Source organism: Kaistia granuli DSM 23481, assembly GCF_000380505.1.
Lineage (GTDB): Bacteria > Pseudomonadota > Alphaproteobacteria > Rhizobiales > Kaistiaceae > Kaistia > Kaistia granuli.
On the sequence record NZ_AQYH01000008.1, the window covers coordinates 107,578 to 131,001 of the forward strand.

Annotated in this window: 20 protein-coding genes; 8 read left to right on the forward strand and 12 right to left on the reverse strand. The window is 65.4% G+C overall.

Annotation, left to right across the window (positions count from 1 at the left end; all coding sequences use genetic code 11):
* Positions 1-130 precede the first annotated feature (130 nt).
* Positions 131-736 carry a glycoside hydrolase family 19 protein gene (locus tag G342_RS0112825; RefSeq protein ID WP_018183552.1) on the forward strand — a complete coding sequence of 202 codons (606 nt, stop codon included), beginning with the start codon at positions 131-133 and terminating at the stop codon, positions 734-736.
* Positions 737-778: 42 nt separating this feature from the next.
* Here G342_RS0112825 and G342_RS0112830 read toward each other — a convergent pair whose 3' ends face one another.
* The 3 genes from G342_RS0112830 to G342_RS0112840 all read right to left on the reverse strand — a co-directional run bounded on the left by G342_RS0112830 (position 779) and on the right by G342_RS0112840 (position 4,878).
* Positions 779-1,498 carry an aspartate/glutamate racemase family protein gene (locus G342_RS0112830; RefSeq protein ID WP_018183553.1) on the reverse strand — a complete coding sequence of 240 codons (720 nt, stop codon included), beginning with the start codon at positions 1,496-1,498 and terminating at the stop codon, positions 779-781.
* Positions 1,499-1,592: 94 nt separating this feature from the next.
* Positions 1,593-3,245 carry an energy-dependent translational throttle protein EttA gene (gene ettA / locus G342_RS0112835; RefSeq protein WP_018183554.1) on the reverse strand — a complete coding sequence of 551 codons (1,653 nt, stop codon included), beginning with the start codon at positions 3,243-3,245 and terminating at the stop codon, positions 1,593-1,595.
* 214 nt (positions 3,246-3,459) lie between these two features.
* On the reverse strand, positions 3,460-4,878 hold the full coding sequence (locus tag G342_RS0112840) for a glycosyltransferase (RefSeq protein ID WP_083931225.1): 1,419 nt from the start codon (positions 4,876-4,878) through the stop codon (positions 3,460-3,462).
* 266 nt (positions 4,879-5,144) lie between these two features.
* Here G342_RS0112840 and G342_RS24095 point away from each other — a divergent pair, with 266 nt between their 5' ends.
* From G342_RS24095 to G342_RS0112855, 3 genes are read left to right on the forward strand one after another with little or no spacing between them, the layout of a single operon-like run.
* Positions 5,145-5,618, forward strand: a complete 474-nt coding sequence (locus tag G342_RS24095; RefSeq protein WP_018183556.1) for a MarR family winged helix-turn-helix transcriptional regulator — start codon at positions 5,145-5,147, stop codon at positions 5,616-5,618.
* Positions 5,615-7,288, forward strand: a complete 1,674-nt coding sequence (locus tag G342_RS0112850) for an MFS transporter (RefSeq protein ID WP_018183557.1) — start codon at positions 5,615-5,617, stop codon at positions 7,286-7,288. The genes G342_RS24095 and G342_RS0112850 overlap by 4 nt, the downstream gene beginning before the upstream one ends.
* Positions 7,289-7,314: 26 nt before the next feature.
* On the forward strand, positions 7,315-8,388 hold the full coding sequence (locus tag G342_RS0112855; RefSeq protein ID WP_018183558.1) for an HlyD family secretion protein: 1,074 nt from the start codon (positions 7,315-7,317) through the stop codon (positions 8,386-8,388).
* A 42-nt stretch (positions 8,389-8,430) separates the two neighbouring features.
* On the opposite strand, the gene G342_RS0112860 is transcribed toward G342_RS0112855, so the two are convergent.
* The 9 genes from G342_RS0112860 to G342_RS0112900 form a co-directional block, all read right to left on the reverse strand.
* Positions 8,431-9,543, reverse strand: a complete 1,113-nt coding sequence (locus G342_RS0112860) for a sulfite oxidase (RefSeq protein ID WP_018183559.1) — start codon at positions 9,541-9,543, stop codon at positions 8,431-8,433.
* A 122-nt stretch (positions 9,544-9,665) separates the two neighbouring features.
* A complete protein-coding gene (locus tag G342_RS0112865) occupies positions 9,666-10,889 on the reverse strand; it encodes an NAD(P)/FAD-dependent oxidoreductase (protein ID WP_018183560.1) in 1,224 nt (407 codons plus the stop codon).
* 250 nt (positions 10,890-11,139) lie between these two features.
* Positions 11,140-12,138: an ABC transporter ATP-binding protein gene (locus G342_RS0112870; protein WP_026304393.1), complete on the reverse strand. Its 999-nt coding sequence runs from the start codon at positions 12,136-12,138 to the stop codon at positions 11,140-11,142.
* Positions 12,139-12,237: 99 nt separating this feature from the next.
* Positions 12,238-13,290 carry a Gfo/Idh/MocA family protein gene (locus tag G342_RS0112875; RefSeq protein WP_018183562.1) on the reverse strand — a complete coding sequence of 351 codons (1,053 nt, stop codon included), beginning with the start codon at positions 13,288-13,290 and terminating at the stop codon, positions 12,238-12,240.
* 186 nt (positions 13,291-13,476) lie between these two features.
* A complete protein-coding gene (locus G342_RS0112880; RefSeq protein WP_018183563.1) occupies positions 13,477-14,316 on the reverse strand; it encodes a carbohydrate ABC transporter permease in 840 nt (279 codons plus the stop codon).
* Between the two features lie 9 nt (positions 14,317-14,325).
* Positions 14,326-15,273, reverse strand: coding sequence for a carbohydrate ABC transporter permease (locus tag G342_RS0112885; RefSeq protein ID WP_018183564.1), 948 nt, complete (start codon positions 15,271-15,273; stop codon positions 14,326-14,328).
* Positions 15,274-15,505: 232 nt separating this feature from the next.
* A complete protein-coding gene (locus tag G342_RS0112890; RefSeq protein WP_018183565.1) occupies positions 15,506-16,774 on the reverse strand; it encodes an ABC transporter substrate-binding protein in 1,269 nt (422 codons plus the stop codon).
* A 44-nt stretch (positions 16,775-16,818) separates the two neighbouring features.
* Entirely contained in the window at positions 16,819-17,739 is a 921-nt protein-coding gene (locus G342_RS0112895; RefSeq protein WP_018183566.1) for an N-acetylmuramic acid 6-phosphate etherase, read from the reverse strand.
* The gene (locus G342_RS0112900) at positions 17,736-19,088 is read right to left on the reverse strand and encodes a neutral/alkaline non-lysosomal ceramidase N-terminal domain-containing protein (RefSeq protein WP_018183567.1); all 1,353 of its coding nucleotides are present in this window, start codon (positions 19,086-19,088) and stop codon (positions 17,736-17,738) included. Before G342_RS0112900 ends, G342_RS0112895 begins: the two co-directional genes overlap by 4 nt.
* A gap of 299 nt (positions 19,089-19,387) precedes the next feature.
* Here G342_RS0112900 and G342_RS0112905 point away from each other — a divergent pair, with 299 nt between their 5' ends.
* From G342_RS0112905 to nagA, 4 genes are all read left to right on the forward strand, one after another.
* Complete coding sequence (locus tag G342_RS0112905; RefSeq protein WP_051094221.1) at positions 19,388-20,305, forward strand: glucosamine kinase nucleotide-binding domain-containing protein; 918 nt, start codon at positions 19,388-19,390, stop codon at positions 20,303-20,305.
* Entirely contained in the window at positions 20,302-21,066 is a 765-nt protein-coding gene (locus tag G342_RS0112910) for a GntR family transcriptional regulator (protein ID WP_018183569.1), read from the forward strand. Before G342_RS0112905 ends, G342_RS0112910 begins: the two co-directional genes overlap by 4 nt.
* Positions 21,067-21,089: 23 nt before the next feature.
* On the forward strand, positions 21,090-22,115 hold the full coding sequence (locus tag G342_RS0112915; RefSeq protein WP_018183570.1) for an SIS domain-containing protein: 1,026 nt from the start codon (positions 21,090-21,092) through the stop codon (positions 22,113-22,115).
* Between the two features lie 133 nt (positions 22,116-22,248).
* Positions 22,249-23,412, forward strand: coding sequence for an N-acetylglucosamine-6-phosphate deacetylase (nagA, locus tag G342_RS0112920; protein WP_018183571.1), 1,164 nt, complete (start codon positions 22,249-22,251; stop codon positions 23,410-23,412).
* Positions 23,413-23,424: the final 12 nt, after the last annotated feature.

Here is a 23,424-nt window from a genome sequence, read left to right on the forward strand (position 1 = left end):
CCAGCACGCGGCGTCCCCATACATTCGGATCCCGAGACCTAGCCGCTACGAAGAATTGATCACAACATTCCGCAGAGGAATGTATGGTTTCCCTTCAATCTATACGATTGAACAGGTTGAGGGACTCCCGATGATCAATCGAGAATTCTTTTTCAAGCAAGTACGGCTCAGCCTTTTCGATGGAACGCTCAAGGCGAGCCAGGTCGAGGGATTGAGCGCGTTGCTTGACGAATGGGAGGCCAACCACGCTGCCAAGGATGATCGCTGGTTGGCCTATGCGCTCGCGACAGCGCATCACGAGACCGACCGCACCATGAAACCGATCCACGAATATGGCGGCAAGGAATACCTGCGAAGAAAATACGACGTTACAGGCGAGAACCCTGCCAGAGCCCGGAAGTACGGCAACACGACAGCCGGTGACGGGGTCCGATATAGCGGGAAGGGATTCGTCCAGCTCACCTGGAAGAACAACTATATCAAGGCCGGGAATGAAATCGGCTTTCCGGCCCTCGTCAATCAGCCCGACGAAGCGATGAACCCTGCCCATGCCGGGAGGATCATGTTCCTGGGCATGATGGGCGGCTGGTTCACCGGCAAACGCCTGTCGGACTATTTCAACGGCCCGACGTCGAACTGGGTGCAGGCCCGACGCATCATCAACGGTCTCGACAAGGCCAATCTGATTGCGAGCTACGCCCAGGCCTATTACGCCGCAATCAGCTACACGGTCTGATCCCGACAGAAGCCGAATAACAGGCAGGCATCTCGCCGTCGCCTACACGCTTCCGAGCGCGCGCTCGACCGCCGCCTCGGCATGAATGGTCGTCGTGTCGTAGAGCGGCACGGCGCTGTCCTCCGGACGGACCAGCAGCATGATCTCGGTGCAGCCGAGAATGATTGCCTCGGCGCCGCGCTCGACCAGGCGCGCCATCACGTCGCGATAGATCGCCCGCGAGCCGGGTTCAACCAGACCCTGCACGAGTTCCTCGTAGATGATGCGGTGGACATCCGCCCGATCCGTTTCGTCCGGCACCAGCACGTCGAGGCCATGCGCGCTCGCGAGCCGGCCCTTGTAGAAGTCCTGCTCCATGGTGAAGGCGGTTCCCAGCAGGCCGACGCGCGTCACGCCGGCCGCCCTGATGCGCTCGGCCGTCGGGTCGGCGATGTGCAACAATGGGATACCGATCGCCGCCTGCACGTCGGCCGCCATGCGGTGCATAGTATTCGAGCCGATCAGGACGAAATCGGCGCCGCCGCGCTCCAGCCGCCGCGCCGCGTCGATCATCAGCGCCGTCGCCTCGCCCCAGCGCCCGCTCGCCTGCAGCGCCTCGATCTCGGCGAAATCAAACGACCACATCAGCAGGCGCGCCGAATGCAATCCACCAAGCCGGGCACGGACGGCTTCGTTGATGATGCGATAATATTCGGCCGAGCTCTCCCAGCTCAAACCGCCGATCAGCCCGATCACCTTCTGCGCCATGCCCGCCTCCACCATGCCCTCCTCAGGGTTTCTCCAAAATGAAACGGGCGGACCCGCCTTCCCATGAAGGGAAGGCCGATCCGCCCGCGCAAGCCCGAAAGCGGAACGCTTAGCGCGTCAGCTTCTTGTACTTGATCCGGTGCGGCATGACCGCGTCATTGCCGAGGCGACGCTTCTTGTCTTCCTCGTAGTCGGCGAAGTTGCCCTCGAACCACTCGACATGGCTGTCACCCTCGAAGGCGAGGATGTGGGTCGCGAGCCGGTCGAGGAACATGCGATCGTGGCTGATGATCACGGCGCAGCCGGCGAAATCCTCCAGCGCCTCTTCGAGCGCTGCCAGCGTCTCGGTGTCGAGGTCGTTGGTCGGTTCGTCGAGCAGGATGACGTTGTTGGCGTCCTTCAGCAGCTTGGCGAGGTGCACGCGGTTGCGCTGGCCGCCCGAAAGCGTCCCCACCTTCTGCTGCTGGTCGCCACCCTTGAAGTTGAAGGCACCGGCATAGGCGCGCGTGTTCACTTCCTTCTTGCCGAGATAGAATACTTCGGCGCCGCCGGAGATTTCCTCCCAGACGGTCTTGTTCGAGCCAAGGTCGTCGCGACCCTGGTTGACGTAACCGAGCTGGACTGTATCGCCGAGCGAGATCGAGCCGGAATCGGGCTTCTCTTCGCCGGTGATCATCTTGAACAGGGTCGACTTGCCGGCGCCGTTCGGGCCGATGACGCCGACGATGCCGCCCGGCGGCAGCTTGAACGAGAGATTGTCGATCAGCAGACGATCGCCATAGCTCTTCGACAGGCCCTCGACCTCGATGACCTTGTCGCCGAGACGCTCGCCGACTGGAATGACGATCTGCGCCGTCTGCAGCGACTTGCCCTCGGCGCGCTCGACCAACTCGTCATAGGCCTTGATACGGGCCTTCGACTTGGACTGGCGGGCCTTGGGCGACTGGGCGATCCACTGGCGCTCGCGCTCGATCGCCTTCATGTGGGTCATGTCCTCGCGACCCTCCTGCTCCATCCGCTTGGCCTTCTTCTCCAGATAGGCGGAGTAGTTGCCCTCGTAGGGGATCGAACGGCCGCGATCGAGCTCGAGAATCCAGCCCGTCACATTGTCGAGGAAGTAGCGATCATGGGTGACGATCAGGATGGCGCCGGGATAATCGCGGAGATGCCCTTCGAGCCAGTTGATCGATTCGGCGTCGAGATGGTTGGTCGGCTCGTCGAGGAGCAGCAGGTCGGGCTGCTCGAGCAGCAGGCGGCAGAGCGCGATGCGGCGCTTCTCACCACCGGAGAGGTTCTCGACCGAGGCGTCGCTGGGCGGGCAACGCAGCGCGTCCATGGCCATCTCGACCTGGCTCTCCAGATCCCAGAGGTTCTGGCTGTCGATGATGTCCTGGAGCTTTGCGCCCTCCTCCGCCGTCTCGTCGGAGTAGTTCATCATCAGTTCGTTGTAGCGGTCGAGGATCGCCTTCTTCTTGGCGACGCCTTCCATGACATTCTCGAAGACGTTCTTGGTCGGATCGATCTTCGGCTCCTGCGCGAGGTAGCCGACGGTCGCACCCTGCGCCACCCAGGCCTCGCCGGAGAAATCCTTGTCCATGCCGGCCATGATCTTGAGCAGCGTCGACTTGCCCGAGCCGTTCGGGCCGAGCACGCCGATCTTGGCATCCGGATAGAAGGAGAGGTGGACGTTCTCCAGCACCTTCTTGCCGCCGACATAGGTCTTGGTCAGACCCTGCATGAAATAGATGAACTGACGCGCCATGAATTCGCTCCGAAGGCCCTCTTCGCCAAAAGGGCAGGATGTAGGGATTAGGTTGCCGTTCTTCTAGTCGAAGCGCCGCCAAGGGGCAACGCGGCGTGACCGCACCCTTGGGCCGTTCGACGAATTCCAGCTTGCAAATCGACGTTCCGCCCGCTGCCAGGCGCCACGCCGGGCCAAAGGATCGGGATCAAAGGAAAGAAACTGAACTTCGAGATCAGCCGGCCCGCAGACGCAGATCAGCATCCGGCAGCACCGGCGGTGCTTCGGGCGCCGGCAACTCGGCGGCGGAGGCCTGCATCAGATCCAGCAGACGCGTCGCGAACTCGGATTCGGGCGTCGGACGATAGCCCGTCGCAATCTTGGCGCGAAGCAAGGCCAGCCATGCGTCATCCATCGACGCCGTCTCGATCGCCGCGCACCACGCGGCGAGATCGTCCGCCGGAATCACCGGCATCAGGCCCTGCGTCGCCTCGGAGAGCGCCTCGGCGTCGGAAATGAGGACCGGCAGGCCGAAATCGAGACACTCTGCGGCGCCTAGGCCCCACCCTTCCGTATGCGACGGAAACAGGCCGAAGCGGGCGTTACGATAGAGCCAGGCGAGCTGCTGATCGCTGATCCCCGAAAGGATCAGCACCTTCGCCTCGATCTCGGGATTCTGGGTTAGAAATGCCTTCACTTCGTCGACCATCCAGCCCCAACGGCCACAAAGGACCAACATGGGGAGGCGATCGCCGAGCTTCGGCATCAGCTCCTTCCAGGCGCGCAGCAAAACGATGTGATTCTTGCGAATCTCGATGGTGGAGCAATAGATCGCATAGGACTGGCCGACGAGCCGGTCGACGGCCTCTTCGCGCTGCCCGGCGACGCCCTCCCTCAGGAAGGAACCGAGCGGGTTGACGACGATGGAGGAAGCGCTGTCCGGCCGCTCGGCAGCGACATAGACCCGGGCACGGCGTGCCGTCCGTTCGGAGACGCAGACGACCTGCCGGCAATGGTCGAACATCCAGTCGAGGTCGCGTTTGAATTTTTCCGCGTGCTGGCGCTCGAAGTAGTCGGGCCGATCGATCGGAATCGTGTCGTGCAGCAGCGTTGTCAGCGAGGCCCTGACCGGCCCCGTCGACCGATTTGCCGCAATCCGGTGCATGCCGACCTTGGAAAGAAAGCAATGCGCCGCCGGATCCGCGAGCGGGTCCTCGGTCGGTCGGTCCTGACGCCGCTTGCCCTCAAAGGTCAGCTTGAACAGACGGATGAGCGTCTTCGAGAAGCTGAAGAGAAAGCCCGACCGTCCACGCTGCGATACATAAGCCGCCGCGGAACGATCGAATTCCTTGCCTGAGAGGAAGGCGCCGCCCCGAATCGTCTCGAGCGTCGTCTTCAGTCGGTGCCAGTAGGACTTGTCGGCATTCCCCTCGATGAGGGGAATGCGCGATTCCATCATGTTGCTGACATAGCCTTGCTCGACCGCGTTAAGCAGCCGACTCCGACCATCACGCTCGACGACGAACATCTTCACCGGGACCTGGCTCTGCCGCATCGCCTGGCGGACAAAGGCATTTTCAACCCTGGGAATACCTACCGGCGGTAGGGGCCCCCATTGCAAGGGTTGCGTCGCGTCGACGTAGTATTCAGCCATTCAGCACAGTTGCCCGGAAACTGGTACAAATTTTGAAGTATTAGTGAGTTTGATCTATCAAATTGGCGAAACTTTGTTCAGATCCACTCTCGGATCCTCTCGATACGCGGAAGCTCGACAGCCATCAACCATCGCTTGTCGCACACCCCGCTTCACCCCCCCCATGGATCGGCAGTGCCAGTTCCCTCCACGCAGGCTCAAGCGGCGCTGGACATTTCATGTACCAACCACATATGTATCACGATACATTGTATGGAACGATTGATATGGTATCCCATGATAATCGCCCGAAGACCTTTCTAGGGCGACTCTCGCAGGCGAGCCGGGCGGTTCGAACCTGCTTCGACGCCGAGCTGAAGGATCTCGACCTGACGCTGGCGCGTGGCCGGCTGATGCTGCATCTGATCCGGGCCGAGCACACCGTGACCCAATCGGAACTGTCCGAGGTCCTCGAGGTCGAGCATCCGACCGTCGTCCGCCTGCTTGACGGGCTGGAGCAGTCCGGCCATGTCGAGCGCCAGCCGCTGCCGGGCGATCGCCGCGCCAAGGCCGTCGTGCTCACGGATGAAGGTCGGGCCGTCGGCCAGCGCGTGCTGCGCATGACGGACACGATGAGCGACATCCTGCTCGAAGGCGTCGACCCGGCCGATCTGGCCGTGACGGAACGCGTGCTGCAGACCCTGTCGGACAATCTGAGCCGCTTCGCCGCGGCTCGCGCGGATCAGACGCCAACGTCATGAACACCGCCGTCGCCCTGGACCGGGAACCCGAAGACCCCTCCCCGGTTCCTGCCCAACCTCCGCTGGCCGTTGTCCCGGCCCCGGTGGCGCCGCCGCCCGCCTTCGTGCCGATTCCGCCGGCGCGGGCGGCGGTCTATGCCAGCGCCTCGATCCTGCTGGGCCTGACACAGGGCCTCGGCCTCAATCTGGTCGCCGCCAATCTGACGGGACTGCAGGGGCCGCTCCACGCCACCCAGATCGAGGTCAACTGGCTGACCGCCGCCTATATGGCGACCAACATCACCGGCACGCTGTTTCTCTACAAGGTCCGCACCCAGTTCGGTTTGCGCCGTTTCGCCGAAATCGGGCTGATCATCTACGCCCTGGTGACGATCGCCCATCTGTTCAGCAATGACCTGCGCTCGGCCATCGCGGTTCGCGCCGTCATGGGCATTGCCGCGGCGCCGCTCTCGACGCTCGCCTTCTACTACATGCTCGAATGGCTGCCGCCGGCCCGCAAGCTGACGATCGGCATCGCATTGGGCGTGCTGGGAGGCCAGATCGCCGCCCCGCTGGCGCGGATGATCTCCCCCGACCTGCTGCAGATCGGCGACTGGCACGGCCTCTACCTGCTCGAGGCGGGGCTGGCGATGATGAGCCTCGCCGTCATCTTCATCCTGCCGATCACCCACCCGCCACGCATCAAGATCTTCGACCGCGAGGATCTGATCAGCTTCCCCCTGATCGCCGTCGGCTTCGGCTCCATCGCCATCATCCTGTCGCTCGGGCGGCTCTATTGGTGGCTGGATGCGCCCTGGATCGGCTGGCTCGGCGTCACCGGCATCGCCGCGATCACGCTGCTCGTCATGATCGAACTGCACCGGGTCCACCCCATCGTCAATCTGCGCTGGATGTTCACCTATGACATGCTGACGATCACCGGCTCGCTGCTGCTGTTCCGCTTCCTGTTGTCCGAGCAGACGCTCGGCGCGGTCGGCTTCTTCAACATGCTCGGCCTGCAGAACGACCAGCTTGTGCCGCTGCTCGGCATCATCCTGGCGGCAACCATCGTCGGCTATGTCGTCACCGCGCTGGTGATGACCAAGGAGAACGGCCCGACGCTGCATCTCATTGCGCTGCTGATGATCGCTGCCGGCGCCTGGATGGATTCGCACGTCACCAATCTGACGCGTCCGGAGCAGTTCTATCTGAGCCAGGCAATGATCGCCTTCGCCGGCGCGCTGTTCCTGCCGCCGGCCCTGATGGCGGGCTTCATGCGGGCGATCGCCGGCGGTCCCGTCTTCATCCTGAGCTTCCTGGTGGTGTTCCTGGGCACGCAAAGCATGGGCGGCATCCTCGCCACCGCCATCCTCGGCACCTTCCAGACGATCCGCGAGAAGTTCCATTCGAGCGTCCTCGCCGATCACCTGACCCTGCTGGATCCGCTCGTCGCCCAGCGCGTCCGGAGCTATGGCGCCGCCTATTCGAAGACGCTGCCAGATCCGGCGCTGCAAAATGCGGAAGGCGTCGTCCTGCTCGGCCGGGCGGCGACCCAGGAAGCCAACATCCTCGCCTATCAGGACCTGTTCCTGCTGATCTTCTACACCGCGCTTGCCGGGATCTTCCTGCTGGCGCTCCACACGACCTATTCCCGCGCCCGCGCCCGCCGGCTCATCGCCGCGCAGGCCTGAGGCAAACGACACCCGAGACGTTCATCATGCAGATCAAGCAGATCTTCAAATCCGGCATCACCCTGACCGCCTTCGCCATCGGCGTTCTTGGTGTTCTGATGGTCTTGTACGCGTGGCAGCTGCCGCCCTTCCGCTCCTCGGTCGAGACGACCAACAACGCCTATGTCAAAGGTCAGGTGACGCTGCTCAGCCCGCAGATCCCCGGCTACGTCGTGGCCGTTCCGGTCCAGGACTACATGACGGTCAAGAAGGGCGACCTGCTCGTCCAGATCGACGACCGCATGTATCAGCAGCAGCTCGCCCAGGCCCAGGCGACGCTGCAGCAGCAGCAAGCCGAACTGTCGAACTTCGCCGAGAACCGCCTCGCCAAGCAGGCGAGCCTCGACCTGGCCAAGGCACAGCTGCAGAGCGCCGAGGCCGGACAGGAAAAGGCCGAACTGGACGACAAGCGGACCGGCACGCTGGTCGATCGCGGCTTCTCCACCCAGTCGTCGGGCGACCAGACGCGCGTCGCGCTGCTGCAGGCGAAATCCACCGTCGCCCAGGCTGAAGCCGCGGTGAAGATCGCCGAGCAAAACCTCGCCTTGACCGACGCCGGCAAGGCCTCGCTGGAAGCCGCCGTCGCCAGCGCCGAAGCGACGGTGAAGCTGGCCGAGATCAATCTCGGCAATACGCGCATCGTCGCGCCGGTCGACGGCAGGCTGGGCGAAGTCGCCGCCCATGTCGGCCAATACGCGGCCGCAGGAACCCAATTGACCTCGATCACGCCGTCGACGGTCTGGGTGATCGCCAACTTCAAGGAGACGCAGCTCGCCCATATCGATGTCGGCCTGCCGGCAACCTTCACGGTCGACGGTCTCGGCGATATCGAACTGAGCGGCCGGGTCATGCGGATCGCCCCTGCGGCAGGTTCGGAATTCAGCGTGCTAAAGGCCGACAACGCGACCGGCAACTTCACCAAGGTGGCACAGCGCATCCCGCTCCGGATCGAGATCGACCCGGGCCAGAGCACCATTGCCGATCTGCGACCCGGCATGTCGGTCGTCGTCCGGATCGACACCGCCGACAAGCCGCTCCCGGCCGTCGCCACGCTGCAATGATCGATCCTCGGTGTCCGGCGCCTTCCAGGAGCGCCGGCTGCCTTAGCGCACCGTGACGGGCACCGCCTGCACCATGTTGTTGCCGACGCCGATCCAGTTCCAGTTCGGCTCGAGCGGCTGGGACTGGCCGCTGGCGTCGGTGGCGCGGCAGGAGAGGATGTGCTCGCCCGGCTCCGCTTCCCAGACACTGGTCCACCGGCGCCAGGCATAGGGTCCCTGCTCCGGCTCCAGCACGGCCTCCTGCCAGCCCCCGTCAATGCCGAGCACGACGCGCTCGATCGGAGCCTCGCCCGACCACGCGCGACCCTCGATCCGGCACGGTCCGGCCGCCAAAGTGCGGCGACGCGTCAGGAAATCGGGATAACCGGGCGGCACCAGCAGCGCGCGCGGCCGGATGCGCTGGACCGGTGTCCCCGGATCATCGGGCCCAGCCCGATAGTGATAGTTCGTCGCCTGATAATAACCCTTGAACGGCGTCGTCGCGGCCTCGATCCGCGTCAGCCATTTGACGCTCGCCATGCCGTACCAGCCCGGCACGATCAGCCGCAGCGGAAAGCCGTGCTGCGGCAGCAAGGGCTGCCCGTTCATCTCATAGGCCAGCAGGATCTCCGGCCTCTCCGCCTCGACGACGGAAAGGCTGCGGGCATAGTCGAGTTCATGGCCCTTCTCGATGCCATGATCGGCGCCCGTGAAAACGATCTCGACCGCGTCCGCGGCGATCCCCGCCTCGGCCAGGAGCTCGCTGAGCGGCGTTCCCGTCCAAAGTCCCGTGCCGACGGCCTCCGTTACCCAAGGCTGGCTGACCGGACGCGGGAACAGGCGAGACCGGCCATTGCCGGCGCATTCGAGCGTGACCGGCATCGTCACGCGGGGCCGGGCGTGGATCTCATCAAGGGTGAGTTCGATCGGTCGCGCCACCTGCCCGCCGATCGATAGCCGCCAATGGGCGGGATCGATCATCGGAATATCGAAATGAATCAGCAGGTAGTGCAGGCCGAGCGGCGTGATGTCGTAGCGCAGCGCTTCGAGCGGCATCGAGTGATTGCGCGCCGAAAGCTGCAATTCCTCGGTCGTCAGCGGGCCCTCGGTCGGCCCGCGCGGAAGCGGCTTCGGCGCGAGCGTCAGGGCTGGATCGGGAACCTCGGTCTCGGACATGCTCGACCCCATGCGTCGGGACAATGCGTCGGGACAATGCGTCTGACATCACCACCCAAGACGCAAAACCTAGCATGGAAGCGACGCCGCGTCAGTCCGCGACGCCTGCCGAAGAACCCGTGTCAGCCCGTCCCGAGCACAAGCTTCTTCAGATCGGCGCTCTCATCGGCGACAACGGCCTTGTCGGGCGACATGCCGGAAGCGAGCATGCGCCGGCCGAGCATGTGGTCGGCCGCGCGATTTACCGAGTCGATCGCGACCAGCCGGTCGCCCTGATAGTGGAACACCGAGAACGAGCCATCCTCCGGCCGACCGCGCAGCACGCTGGAATCCGCGTCGTTCGAGAGCCCCACCATCTGCAACTTGGCATCGCCCTGGTCCGACCAGAACCACGGCACGGCGCGATAGGGCTCGACCTTGCCGAGCAAAGTCGCCACTGCGGTCTTCGCCTGGTCGACGGCGTTCTGCACGCTTTCGAGCCGGACCGACCGTCCGAGCGCCCAGTGATGGAACGACACCGCGTCGCCCGCCGCCACGATGCGCGGATCGGAGGTCCGCATCGCCTCGTCGACAAGGATGCCATTCGAAACGGTGAGACCGGCCGCGTCGGCGAGCTCGACATTCGGCACCACGCCGACGCCGACGATCACCGTGTCGGCCGGGATTCGCTCGCCGGAAAGCGTCTCGACCGCGACGGCGGCACCGTTCTCGCTGATAATCCCGTGCACGGGCGTTTCCAGCCGAACCGTCGTGCCCATGGCGCGGTGCAGGTCGAGGAAGTAGCTGGAAATCGCCGGCGCCACGACGCGCCCCATCAGGCGCGGCGCGGCTTCGAGCACGGTCACGGTCTTGCCGAGCAGGCGCGCCGTCGCAGCGAGCTCGAGGCCGATGAAGCCGCCGCCGACCACGACGACGTCCTGGGCGAGGGCGAAGCGCTGCTTCAGCCGGCGCGCATCCTCGGCGGTGCGCAGCAGGAAGACGTTTTCGAGATCGATGCCAGGAACCGGCGGCACGCGGACGCGCGCGCCGGTCGCCAGCACGAGGCCGTCGAACGGCAGGCTATCGGCGCCGAGGCGCACCAAGCCCGCGTCACGGTCGATCGCAGTGACTTCCGATCCGAGCACCAGATCGACGGCATTCTTCTCGTAGAAGGCGGCCGGGCGCAGTTCCTGCAGCTCGTCGAGCTCGGCCTTGATGAAGCCCTTCGAGAGCGGTGGCCGGTGATAGGGAATCTCCGGCTCGGCCGAAACGAGCGTGACCTTGCCGTCAAAGCCGTCCGCCCGCAGGCTCGCGGCGGCCTGTGCGCCGCCATGCCCGCCGCCAATGATGATGATGCTCTTCGTCATGTCGTCCGCCTGTCCAAATGCGGCGCGACACTCGCATCGGCAGCCCTTCGGGTGCAAGGGGCTGCTTGGTGAGGTGGTGAAGAACCCTTACCCTGCTGGCCGGAACGGCGAAGCCGTCATTCCGCGAAGGCGAATCCATGCAGCCGAAACGTTGGCCGCGCGAGGCTTCCGAAAACCCGGATGCATGGATCCAGGATCTCCGCTGCGCTGCGTCCGGGATGACGGAGGCTCGTGTGACGGCCTGCGGCTCTCAGAGCGCTCGGCCATCTTTGTCGAAGCGATGGATGTGCGCCTCGTCGGCGGCGAGGCCGACCGTCGAGCCGACCTCGAAATCCGCCTGGCCGACGATGCGGACCGTGACCATGTCGGCGCCCTCGACGGCGACATAGACGAAGGTGTCCGAGCCGAGCTTCTCGAGATGACTGACCTTGCCCTCCCATACGCCTCCGGCCGGCACGACGCGAATGTGTTCAGGACGGATGCCAATCGTCGTCGCGTCCAGCTTCTCGGCAGCCGCACCGGTGAGAAAATTCATCTTCGGCGAGCCGATGAAGCCGGCGACGAAGAGATTGGCCGGCTTGTTGTAGAGGTCGATCGGACGACCAACCTGCTCGATCTTGCCGGCGCTGAGCACGACGATCTTGTCCGCGAGCGTCATCGCCTCGATCTGGTCGTGCGTCACGTAGATCATGGTGCCACCCAGCAGCCGGTGCAGGTTGGCGATCTCGATACGCGTATTGACTCGCAGCGCCGCGTCGAGGTTCGACAGCGGCTCGTCGAACAGGAACAGCTTCGGCTGGCGCACGATGGCGCGGCCGATGGCGACGCGCTGGCGCTGGCCGCCGGAAAGCTCGGATGGACGCCGATCCAACAGAGTCTCCAGGTGCAGCATCTTGGCGGCGGCGGCTATGCGGCGCTCGATCTCGCTTTTCTCGACGCCCTCCTGCTTCAGCGCCAGCCCCATGTTCCCCTTCACCGTCAGGTGCGGGTACAGCGCGTAGGACTGGAACACCATGGCGATGCCGCGCTTCGCCGGCGGCGTCACGTCGACATTTCGCCCGGCGATCGTCACATGGCCAGAGGTCTGGTCCTCAAGCCCGGCGATGATCCTGAGAAGCGTCGACTTTCCGCAGCCGGACGGGCCAACAAAGACGACGAACTCGCCCTCGGCGACGTCGAGATCAACGCCGCGAATCACATCGGTCGAACCGAAGCGCTTGGTGATGTTCTGAAGGGTCAGTGCGCTCACGGCGTTATCCTTCGTGATCATGGGGAGGCGTCATCCCGAGCGCTTGCGCAGGGATGCCGGCTGAGCGTTGGCCCAGGAAGATTGCATCGACGCGGGAGGTCACAGCTTCACCACCCTGCCCTCGCGCATGCTGGTCTCGGCGGCGAGCGCGATTTCGAGCGAGGTGATCGCGTCCTGCATATGGCGCGTGAGGTCGATGTCCTCGCGGATCGCCTTCAGCAGATAGGCCTGCTCGCGGTCGCAGAGCGCCTGGTGCCCAGGCTCGTCCTCGGTCGAGAACCAGCTGTCGGCCTTGGCGAAGCTGCCGTCCGGCTTCAGCTCCGAATGATGGACGCGGATGCGCGCCGTCTTGGTGTGGGTGTCGACGTCATCGGACTTCGCGGCCTCGTCCATGACGATCGAGACGGCGCCCTTCGGGCTCATCACGTCCTTCACGAAGAAGGCGGTCTCGGAGATCATCGGGCCCCAGCCGGCCTCGTACCAGCCGACCGAGCCATCCTCGAAGATCACCTGCAGATGGCCGTAATTGACCTGGGTCGGCGCGATCTCGTCGGAGAGGCGCACGCCCATGCCGCGCACCTCGACCGGCTTCGCGTCGGTGATCTGGCACATGACGTCGACATAATGGACGCCGCAATCCACCAGCGGCGACGTCGTCTGCATCAGCTGCTTGTGGATGTGCCAGCTCGGCCCGGAGGACTGCTGGTTCAGATTCATGCGCATGACGTAGGGCGGGCCGAGCTCGCGCGCCTTGGCGATGAAGCCGATCCAGGACGGGTGATGGCGCAGGATGTAGCCGATGACAAGCTTCTTGCCGGTGCGCTTGGCCGCCTCGACGACGGAACGGGCATCGGCAGCGTTGGCGGCCAGCGGCTTCTCGACGAAGACATGCGCGCCGGCTTCCATCGCCGCGATGGCGAAGGGCGCGTGGCTGTCGGTGTAGGTGTTGATCGAGACGACGTCTGGCTTCAGCGCCAGCCCGGCCTCGAAGCTCTCGACGCGCGGATAGGCCTTGAGCTCCTCGGGCAGGTCGACCTCGGAGCGGTTGTACAGGCCGACGATCTCGAAGCCGGGATTGGCATGATAGGCGAGTGCATGGCTTCGCCCCATCTGGCCGAGGCCGGCGACGAAAACACGGAGGGGACTAGTCATGGTGTACCTGCGATCGGAAAGACACGGCGTGTTCCCTCCCCCTTGTGGGGAGGGCTAGGGAGGGGGTACCGGCTGGGCCTCTCCTGAAGACGAACAAATGAGCGGCAAACCGGTGGTGACGGAGCTGGTACCCCCTCCCCCGGCCCCTCCCCACAAGGGGGCGGGGTGCAGAGATGAGGCCAGCCATCACTTCACCGCACCGGCGGTGATGCCGCGGATCAACTGGCGCGAGAAGATGAAGTAGAGGATCAGCACCGGCAGGATCGCCAGCGACAGCGTCGAGAGCACCGCGTTCCAGTTGGTGACGTACTGGCCGATGAACATCTGCGCGCCCAGCGTCACAGTCTTGGTCTTCTCGCCCGGCGCCAGGATCAGCGGGAACCAGAGATCGTTCCAGATCGGGATCATGGTGAAGACCGCGACCGTCGCCATCGCCGGCCGGACCAGCGGCAGCACCAGACGGAAGAAAATCGTGTACTCGGACAGCCCGTCGACGCGGCCGGCATTCTTCAGATCGTCCGACACCTGGCGCATGAACTCCGACAGGATGAACACGGCAAGCGGCAGGCCCTGCGCCGTATAGACCAGGATCAGCGCCGTCAGCGTGTTGACCAGACCGGTCGCCACCATGCCCTGCAGGATCGCCACCGTACCGAGGCGGATCGGGATCATGATGCCGAGCGCCAGGTACAGCGCCATCATCGTGTTGCCGCGGAAGCGGTATTCCGACAGCGCGAACGCTGCCATGGCGCCGAACAGCAGGACGAGGAAGATCGAGGCGACGGTGACAATCAGGCTGTTCTGGAAGTAGCCCAGGAAGTCGCCCTGCTTCAGCACTGTCTCGTAGCCGATCAGGCTGAATGTCTTGGCGTTAGGCAGCTGCAGCGGCGCCGAGAAGATGCCGGCGCGGGTCTTGAACGAATTGACCAGCACCAGGAAGATCGGGAACAGCGCCAGCAGCGTATAGGCCCCCAGCGCCAGGTGAACCAGGCCGGTGCGGGCGACGGACGAACGTGCTTTCGACATGGCCGGGCCTCAGAACTGGTAGCGGCGGATGCGCCGCTGGATGACGAAGAGGTAGAGGCAGACGCCGGCGAGGATGATGAAGAACATCGCCGTCGCGATCGCCGCGCCCATGTTCGGATCGCCCAGCTGCAGCTGGAAGCCGAAGAAGGTGCGATAGAGCAACGTGCCCAGGATGTCGGTCGAGTAGTTCGGCCCGGCGATGGCGCCTTGCATGGTGTAGATCAGGTCGAAGGCATTGAAATTGCCGACGAAGGTCAGGATCGAGACGATGCCGATGGTCGGCAGAATCAGGGGAAGCTTGATCTTGAAGAACTGGCTCCAGCCCGTCACGCCGTCGCATTCGGCCGCCTCGAGCACTTCGTCCGGGATCGACAGCAGTGCGGCGTAGATCAGCATCATCGGGATGCCGATGTTCTGCCAGACCGAGACCAGCGAAACGGTGATCAGCGCGCTGCCGGGCCGGCCGAGCCAGGGCGCGAAGAACGCCTTCATACCGACGATATCGAGCAGGAACGGCGCGACGCCCCAGATCGGCGACAGGATCAGCTTCCAGACGAAGCCCACGATGACGAAGGACAGGATGGTCGGAAGGAAAATCGCCGTCCGGTAGAAGCCCCGGAAACGCAGCACGGGCAGCGACAACAGCGCGGCGAGCGCGATGCCGATCGGGTTCTGCACGACCATGTGGATCAGGAAGAACAAGATATTGTTGCGCAACGCATTCCAGAAGCTGGCGGACCAGAGCGGGTCGCCGAACACGGTACGGAAGTTGTCGAGCCCGACGAAGACCGATTGGCCATCGACGACCCGGAACAGCGACAGGCGCAGCGTGTCGAACAGCGGAATGATCATCACCGCCGTATAGACAAGCACCGCCGGCAGCAGGAAGACCGCGATATGCCAGCGGACCGGCCGCTTCGCGACGATGTCCGGTTCGGGAGTGTCGAGCGTGGTCATCCGGAGCCTGTCTTCTTCGTTGAAATAGTGCCGCGATCATCCGTTCGAATGCGCAGAGCCCGGCATTGAAACCGGCGGATCCCCTCCCCTTGTGGGGAGAGCTGGGGAGGGGGTACCGCCACGGTCCTGCAGGTGTGGCCCTCGCGCAGACGAAGACCTGATCCCCAGAACGGCGCCGGTACCCCCTCCCCAACCCCTCCCCGTACGGGGAGGGGTTTACTCGTATCGTTCGTTACTGCGCGGCCGGCTTGTACCAGCTGTCGAGGCCCTTCTGCAGGCGCTCGCCGGCCTGCTGCGGGGTCTCGGTGCCGTTGATCACGTTGGCCGAGGAGATCCAGGTATCGGTGTCGAGGTTCGGCGTGCCGCGCGACAGGATCTGGTTGTTCGAGCGGATCGTCGACTTGCACTTGGCGCGCCAGCTCATGAACTCCTGGGCGACCGGATCCTGCAGCGTGATCGGCGCGGACGACAGGCTGAAGAAGCCCGGCAGCGCGTTCGAATAGAGATCAGCGAACTCCGGCGAGGCGACCCATTCGAGGAACTTCTTCGTCTCCTCGGGATGCTTCGACTTCGCGTTGGCGCCGAGGCCGATATCCGTGTGGTCGGAGATGAAGCACTCGTCACCGGCCTTGCGGACCGGCGGCGGGAACGCGCCCATCTCAAACGTCGCCTGCGCGCGGAACGGAGCGATTTCCCACGAGCCGGCCGGGTAGATGGCGGCGCGGCCGAGCGTGAACAGGTTCTGGCTGTCCGGATAGGTCTGGGCCTCGAAGCCGTCGCCCATGTAAGGCGCCCACTTGGCGAGCGTCGCGAACGGCTCGACCCATTCCGGGTCGGTCAGCTTCTGCTTACCGGCAATCAGAGCCAGGCGGCCTTCCTCGCCCTTCCAGTAGTTCGGACCGATGTTCTGGTAGCCCATGGTCGAGGCTTCCCACTGGTCCTTGCTGCCCATGGCGAGCGGCACGTAGGTGCCATCGGCCTTGATCTTCTCCAGCGCGGCGAAGAACTCATCCTCGGTCGTCGGCACGGCGATGCCGAGCTTCTCGAAGGCTTCCTTGTTATAGATGAAGCCGTGGATGACCGATGCCATCGGCACGCAGAAGGTGGTCTTGCCGTCGTCGGTCTGCCAGGCCGACTTCGCGACCGGGCTGAAGTTCTCCATGCCGGCGAGCGCGTCAACCGCGGTCAGCTGGCCCTTCTGGTACATGGCGAGCGAGAGGTCGAACGGACGGCAGGTGATGAGATCACCGGCCGAGCCGGCGTCGAGCTTGGCGTTGATCGCGGCGTTGTATTCGGTCGGTGCCAGCGGCGAGAACACGACCTTGATGCCGGGGTTCTTCGCTTCGAAGGCCGGGATCAGCTTCTCCTGCCAGATCGACAGGTCGTCATTGCGCCAGCTCTCGACAGTCAGCGTCACGTCCTCGGCGAATGCCGGGGCAGCCCCGGCCGAGAGCGCAGCGACGGCCGTCGCCAGCATCATCCGCTTCATGGTGGTGTTCATGTCAGGCTCCTCTCTGAACCGTACGGCCGGCGGCCGCATCGGCATTATCGGACGTCAGCCCCGGCGACCGCCGCCAGCGCTTCGCGTACGTTCCCATTGTTCTGTCTCAAGAGTTCATTGGCAGCGGCGGGATCTTTCGCCCCGGCCGCGATCAGGATCGCCGGCTTCACATGGCCGCCCGCGCGTTCGAGCGCCGCGCCGGCGCTCGCCTCGTCGACACCGGCGACACTGGCGATGATCCGGGCGGCACGCCCCCGGAGCTTGCCATTGTCGGCCCGGACATTGACCATCAGCCCGTCATAGACATGGCCGAGATGGATCGCCGTCATCGTCGAGAGCATGTTGAGCGCCGCCTTCTGGGCCGTGCCAGCCCCCATCCGGGTCGATCCGGCGATGACTTCCGGTCCGGAATCGAGATGGACGGTCACGTCGGCGCCCTCGAAGAGCGGCGCGCTGGCGTTGCTGGCAATCGCGACGCTGGCGGCGCCCGCGGCGATCGCCGCCTGCAATCCTGACACCGTGAAGGGCGTCGAGCCGCTCGCCGAGATCGCGACGACGCAATCCTGCGGACCGACGCCATAGGCAGCGACGTCGATGCGCGCCTGATCAGGATCGTCTTCCTGCAGGCCGGAGAAATTGTGGATCAGGTCGAGCCCGCCCGCCAGGATGGTGACGATGCGGTCGTCGGGAACGCCATAGGTCTGCGGGATCTCGAGCGCGTCGCTGAGCGCCAGCAGCGCCGGGCTGCCCGAGGCGAGATAAACCAGCCGACCACCGGCCGCGAGCTTGTCGGCCGCGAGGCGGGCGGCCTTGGCGAGCGCGGGGATCGCCGCCTCGACCGAGGCGACGGCGCGCGCATGGCCGCCCTGCAGCGCCGCGAGCACGTCCTCGTCACGCCAGGTGTCGAGGCCGCGATAGCGCGGATCGGCGATTTCGGTCGACAGCGAAGCTTTGGTCACGGTCATGCTTTCTTCTCGATATCTGCGGCCCCGCCGGCGAGCGTCGCGGCGAGGGTTGCGGCCGTCTGCACGAGCCGCTCGGCCGAACCCTGCGCGAAGGCGCCGGGCATGCCGTAATAGCGATGCGCCTCGTCGACCTCATAGCCGCCAAAGGCATATTCTTCCGCGGGGGGAATGTAGCCAGGCACGCCGTCGGCGAAGCAGAAGACGAAGGAACGGCCACCGACGGGCGTGCCGTCGATCGCCTGACGGATCTGCCTCGCCGTCGCGGCGAAGATCTCGCCGGGCAGCGCGACCAGGCGGACACCGCCCCAGTTGAAAACAGTCACGCGAAGCGGGCACGGCGCAAGTGGCTCGCGGGCCGCGGTATCGGCCCAGTCGGCCCAGCTCTCATAGAGCGCGGCCCAGGCGGGCTCAGCCGTCTGGCTATCCGCGCGCCATTGGGCGCCGAGCGCGTCGAGCTCGGCCTCCTCCGGCCGGACCAGATCCAATGCGACCGGCGCAGAAGCGGCTCCAACCCGGGCGGATATCGGCGCCTGCGGCGCGGCGAGCGCCGCCGCGCCGATGCGGTGGCCGAGGCGTTCGGCATTCGCGAAGCTGCGGAAATCGGACGGCACCGTGCTGATCGAGCCGTGCGGCGTATCGCCGATCCCGGCATCGCCGGCGCACCCGGTCAGGAACAGGGCGACGGCTCCGGGATGAACCGCCTCGATCGCTGTCCGGACGGCTCCGGGATAATCCGCCGTCCAAAGCGTATTGTCCGCACCCAGCACGACCGGGTGGCAGGCGTAGGAGAGCACCACGGCGATCCAGCCGCCGTCCTCGCCGCGAATGCGGAGCACCGGCAATTGCGGATCGGTGACGCCGCCATCGTGACGGCGGTTCCGCGCCACCTCCGGATCGGCGCCATTGCCGAACGACAGCCGCGCCGGGCGGCGGTTCGCAAGGGCGGCCTCGATCGCCGCGACGCAGGCGTCTTCGAGCCGTGTTACAAATCCGGCATCCGACGCACCGCCGACCCGACCGGGGACGGCACGGGGTCCGCCATGGGTATGAAGCGCCGTGACGACGACATGATCGTCCGGCAGCGGGACCCGGGCGCGGATGCGTCCGCATGTATCCTCATGCAACCCGATGACGTCGACGGAAACGAGTGCCGTATCGCCGACGACGAGGGCGCGAACGGTCAGGGGATCATGTGTACCGGTGGCCGGCGAGGTCCGCGCGGCGTAGCCCGCCATGGCGAGGCCGGACGGCGGCGTGATGTCGACGACGGCCGCGCCGGCGAGGACGATAGCGTCCGCATCCGGTCGACCTGACTCTCCAGCCCCTGCGTCAATGCGCATTTCCAGCATCGATCAACTCTTCCCCGCCTGATCAAGTGGACGATACCAACGAAATACCAGTCCGTCCAGTCGCCTAAATCAGACGCTCGAAAAAATACCGCCCACCCTGGGGAAAGGCAAATTTCTCCTTTAATTACATATCATTGCCGATATTTTTGACGCCTCATTTCTCGCTCCAGTCGCATGTGCCTGGCAGAGGCAGCATATTATCTTCCAAATTGGATTTCGTTTGGTATTATCTCGCCATAGAGGTCGCCGGACTGTCTCAATCCGGTTGCCAGCGAGGCTGACAGGCGGTGAAGGACGACATGTCGGGGAGCTATGAGGGTCGCCGGATAGACAGCCAGGACATCATCCTGGTCGGAGTCGATGGCGGCGGAACCCGGTGCCGGGCCCGCGCCCGCTTCGTCGACGGCACGCCGATTGGCGAGTGCATCACCGGCACCGCCAACATCCTGGCCGGTATCGACGCGGCGCGGGACAACATCATCGCCGCGGTCGAGGGCGCTCTCGTCGCCGGCGGCCTTTCCGCCGCCGATCTCGGCCGCTGTCATGTCGGCATGGGCCTCGCCGCCGCGAACATTCCCGACCTCGCCGAGCGCTTCCTGGCCTCCGGCTTCCCCTTTGCCAGGACCGCGCTGGAGATGGACGCCTGGATCGCCTGCCGCGGCGCCCACCCGGAAGGAAATGGCGCTATCGCCATCCTCGGTACCGGCACGGCCTATGTCGTGCAGACCGGCGGCGCCTTCGTCACGGTCGGCGGCTGGGGCTTCCAGCTCGGCGACCAGGGCAGTGGCGCCTGGCTCGGTCACCAGGCGCTGCGCCAGTCTGCTCTCGCCCATGACGGCGTCATCCCCGCCACGTCGCTATCGGAATCGTTGCTGGCGCGGTTCGACCATAAGCCCGACCAGATCGTGACCTTCTGCAAGACCGCGCTGCCGCGCGATTACGGAGATTTCGCCCCGCTCGTCTTCGAACACGCGAAGGCAGGCGATGCGATGGCGGAAGCCATTCTCGCCCGGGCGACCCTCGATATCGAAGCCTCGCTGAACCGTCTCGTCGAGCTCGGCGCGGCCCGGATCAGCCTGCTCGGCGGCCTCGCCCCGCTCTATGCCACGCGGCTTTCGCCCGAGATCGCGGCCCGGATCGTAGCGCCGGCCGGCGATCCGCTCGAAGGCGCGCTGGTCCTCGCAGCGACCTTGCTGCCGGTCGAGGCCAATCCATGACCGATTTCCTCCTCGCACCCGAACGACTGGCGGGCGAAGAGGGCGGACCGCTCTATATCCGCCTGCAGGCGCTGATTCGCGGCGCCATCTCCGAGGGCCGTCTGGTGCCCAACAACGCCTTGCCTGCCGAGCGCGAAATGGCAGCCTCGCTCGGCGTCTCGCGGGTCACCGTGCGCAAGGCGATCCAGGGACTGGTCGCCGAGGGAGTGCTGCGCCAACGCCACGGCTCCGGCACCTTCGTCTCGCGCGGTGGCGGTCGCGTCGAGCAGCCGCTGTCGCGCCTCACTTCGTTCACCGAAGACATGCGCAGCCGTGGCCTGGTTCCGACCGCGAGCTGGATCGAGCGCTCCGTCGGCATGCCGACCTCGGCCGAGGCCATGATCCTCGGTCTTGCTCCGACCGATCGGGTTTCGCGCCTGCATCGCCTGCGCATGGCCGACAACGAGCCGATGGCAATCGAACGCGCCGTCGTGCCCGCCCGCATACTGCCGGACCCGACGATCGTCGAGGTCTCGCTCTACGATGTTCTAGCCTCGACCGGCATGCGCCCGGTGCGCGCCGTGCAGCGGTTGAACGCCGAGAATGTTGGCAGCGCCGACGCCGCGCTGCTCGGCATCGCGCCCGGCTCGGCGGCCCTGGCCATCGAGCGTATCTCCTATCTCCAGGATGGTCGCGTCGTCGAGTTCACGCGCTCGCACTATCGCGGCGATGCCTATGATTTCGTAGCTGAATTGAACCTGACCGAAGCGTCTCCCCGCTGACGTCGGAACGGAGGATTGAGACCATGACCACGACCCTGATGCGCGCCGAGATCGATGAAGCCCCGGTAGCCGTCCGCCGCCTGCTCGACCAGTCCCGCGATGCCATTGCCGATGCCGGCGCGCGCCTGCGCGCACTCGACCCCAAAGTGATCGTGACGGTGGCGCGCGGCTCCTCCGACCATGCCAGCGCCTTTTTCAAATATGCCTGCGAGATCCTGACCGGCGTTCCCGTGGCCTCGCTCGGCCCGTCGATCGCCTCGATCTACAAGACGCCGCTGCACCTGCCGGGCGCCGCCGTACTGGCCACATCGCAATCCGGCAAGAGCCCCGACCTGCTCGCCATGGTGGAGGCCGCCAAGCAGGGCGGCGCCACCAGTATCGCCCTCGTCAATGTCGAGGACGCGCCGCTGGCAGCCCTTGCCGACATCTTCGTGCCGCTGCGCGCCGGGCCGGAAAAGAGCGTCGCCTCGACCAAGTCCTACATCACCTCTGTGGTCGCCGGCCTCGCCATCATCGCCGAATGGCGCGAGGACAAGGAACTCCAGAGCGCCATCGCCGCCCTGCCGGACAAGCTCGACGCCGCGCTCGAATGCGACTGGAGCGAAGCGCGCGACATCGTCGTTGGCGCGTCGTCGCTCTATACGCTGGGCCGTGGCCCGGGCTTCGCCGTCGCACAGGAGGCGGCGCTAAAGCTCAAGGAAACTTCGATCCTGCACGCCGAGGCCTATTCCGGCGCCGAGCTGCAGCACGGCCCGGTCTCGCTGGTCGACGAGAACTTCCCGCTGATCGCCTTCATCCCGGAGGACGCGGCAGCGCCGAGCATGATCGCCAATGTTTCCGCGCTGCACGCCCGTGGTGCCAAGGTGTTCACGGCGACGGCCGCGACCATCCCAGGCCCGCGCCTCCCCGTGGCGCCGACCGGCCACGCCATGACCGATCCGATCTCGATCGCGCTTTCCTTCTATCGCTTCGCCGAGACGGTGGCCGTGGCACGCGGATTCAACCCCGACAAGCCGCGCGGCCTCAACAAGGTCACCGAGACCGTCTAGCCGATCTGGCGTATCCCGGCATTTCTCTCCTTCTCCCCGAGAGAGCGAGAGATCCAATAGAAACAGAGCACGGTCCGCCTTTCGGAAGCGGCCGTGCTATCCATTTGCCGACACCGAATTCAGGAAGAGCCACATGCCGAACCTGACAGCCTATCTGACCGCCGACCTGTTCGACGGCGCGACGCGCCGACGTGACGCCGCCGTTCTCGTCGAGGGCGACACCATCGTCGGTATCGTCGGCCCCGGCGGTCTGCCGGACGGTGCGAAGACCATCAGCCTCGACGGCGGGCTGCTGGCGCCCGGCTTCATCGACCTGCAGGTGAATGGTGGCGGCGGCGCGCTCCTGAACAGCGCCGCGACCATTGATGGTATCCGCACGATCTGCACGGCGCACGCCCGCTACGGCACGACGGCGCTGCTCCCGACGCTGATCACCGATACACCCGCCGTGACCGAAGCGGCCATCGCCGCCACCCGTGACGCGATCGCAGCCGGCGTGCCGGGATGCCTTGGCGTCCACCTCGAAGGGCCTCATCTCTCCGTGGCCCGCAAGGGCGCGCACAATCCGGGCTTCATCCGGACGATGGACGAGGCAGACCTCGAGCGCCTCACCTCGACGGGGCTGGAGCATGTGCTGACCACGGTCGCCGCCGAGACCGTGCCGCCCGAGCAGATCGCCCGACTGACGGAAGCCGGCGTACATGTCGCCATCGGCCATTCCGACGCCCCCTACGAAACGGCAATGGCCGCTTTCAATGCCGGTGCTCGTGGCGTTACTCACCTCTTCAATGCCATGAGCCAGCTCGGCCATCGCTCTCCCGGCGTGGTCGGCGCGGCTCTCGACAGCTCCGATTCCTGGTGCGGTATCATCCCGGACGGCCTGCACGTCCATCCGGCGGCGATCGCCAACGCGCTGCGCGCCAAGCGGGCTCCCGGCCGGATCTTCATCGTCACCGACGCCATGTCGACGGTCGGCACGACGATGACGGAGTTTGAGCTGAACGGCCGCATCATCCAGCGCCAGGGCGGCAAGCTGACGCTCGACGACGGTACGCTGGCCGGCTCCGATCTCGACATGATCGGCGCGATCCGCTTCATGACCGGCACGGTCGGCATCGGCCTCGACGAAACCCTGCGGATGGCGTCGCTGTATCCGGCGCAGTTCATGGGGATCGATCGGACCTACGGCCGCATCGCGCCTGGCGCGCGCGCCGATTTCGTACACCTGACCGGCGACCTCGATGTCGCGGGCGTCTATATCGGCGGTGCGCGGCAGCATTTCGCACCGCTCTCCTGAACGGACCAACGA

What these genes read in the sequence shown, in the direction of transcription:
- G342_RS0112825 (WP_018183552.1), top strand. Translation starts at nt 131, where the DNA reads ATGATCAATCGAGAATTCTTTTTCAAGCAAGTACGGCTCAGCCTTTTC.
- ettA (WP_018183554.1), bottom strand. Translation starts at nt 3,245, where the DNA reads ATGGCGCGTCAGTTCATCTATTTCATGCAGGGTCTGACCAAGACCTAT.
- G342_RS0112860 (WP_018183559.1), bottom strand. Translation starts at nt 9,543, where the DNA reads ATGTCCGAGACCGAGGTTCCCGATCCAGCCCTGACGCTCGCGCCGAAG.
- G342_RS0112895 (WP_018183566.1), bottom strand. Translation starts at nt 17,739, where the DNA reads ATGACCGTGACCAAAGCTTCGCTGTCGACCGAAATCGCCGATCCGCGC.
- G342_RS0112850 (WP_018183557.1), top strand. Translation starts at nt 5,615, where the DNA reads ATGAACACCGCCGTCGCCCTGGACCGGGAACCCGAAGACCCCTCCCCG.
- G342_RS0112900 (WP_018183567.1), bottom strand. Translation starts at nt 19,088, where the DNA reads ATGCTGGAAATGCGCATTGACGCAGGGGCTGGAGAGTCAGGTCGACCG.
- G342_RS0112855 (WP_018183558.1), top strand. Translation starts at nt 7,315, where the DNA reads ATGCAGATCAAGCAGATCTTCAAATCCGGCATCACCCTGACCGCCTTC.
- G342_RS24095 (WP_018183556.1), top strand. Translation starts at nt 5,145, where the DNA reads ATGGTATCCCATGATAATCGCCCGAAGACCTTTCTAGGGCGACTCTCG.
- G342_RS0112905 (WP_051094221.1), top strand. Translation starts at nt 19,388, where the DNA reads ATGTCGGGGAGCTATGAGGGTCGCCGGATAGACAGCCAGGACATCATC.
- G342_RS0112880 (WP_018183563.1), bottom strand. Translation starts at nt 14,316, where the DNA reads ATGTCGAAAGCACGTTCGTCCGTCGCCCGCACCGGCCTGGTTCACCTG.
- nagA (WP_018183571.1), top strand. Translation starts at nt 22,249, where the DNA reads ATGCCGAACCTGACAGCCTATCTGACCGCCGACCTGTTCGACGGCGCG.
- G342_RS0112830 (WP_018183553.1), bottom strand. Translation starts at nt 1,498, where the DNA reads ATGGTGGAGGCGGGCATGGCGCAGAAGGTGATCGGGCTGATCGGCGGT.
- G342_RS0112840 (WP_083931225.1), bottom strand. Translation starts at nt 4,878, where the DNA reads ATGGCTGAATACTACGTCGACGCGACGCAACCCTTGCAATGGGGGCCC.
- G342_RS0112875 (WP_018183562.1), bottom strand. Translation starts at nt 13,290, where the DNA reads ATGACTAGTCCCCTCCGTGTTTTCGTCGCCGGCCTCGGCCAGATGGGG.
- G342_RS0112890 (WP_018183565.1), bottom strand. Translation starts at nt 16,774, where the DNA reads ATGAACACCACCATGAAGCGGATGATGCTGGCGACGGCCGTCGCTGCG.
- G342_RS0112885 (WP_018183564.1), bottom strand. Translation starts at nt 15,273, where the DNA reads ATGACCACGCTCGACACTCCCGAACCGGACATCGTCGCGAAGCGGCCG.
- G342_RS0112915 (WP_018183570.1), top strand. Translation starts at nt 21,090, where the DNA reads ATGACCACGACCCTGATGCGCGCCGAGATCGATGAAGCCCCGGTAGCC.
- G342_RS0112910 (WP_018183569.1), top strand. Translation starts at nt 20,302, where the DNA reads ATGACCGATTTCCTCCTCGCACCCGAACGACTGGCGGGCGAAGAGGGC.
- G342_RS0112865 (WP_018183560.1), bottom strand. Translation starts at nt 10,889, where the DNA reads ATGACGAAGAGCATCATCATCATTGGCGGCGGGCATGGCGGCGCACAG.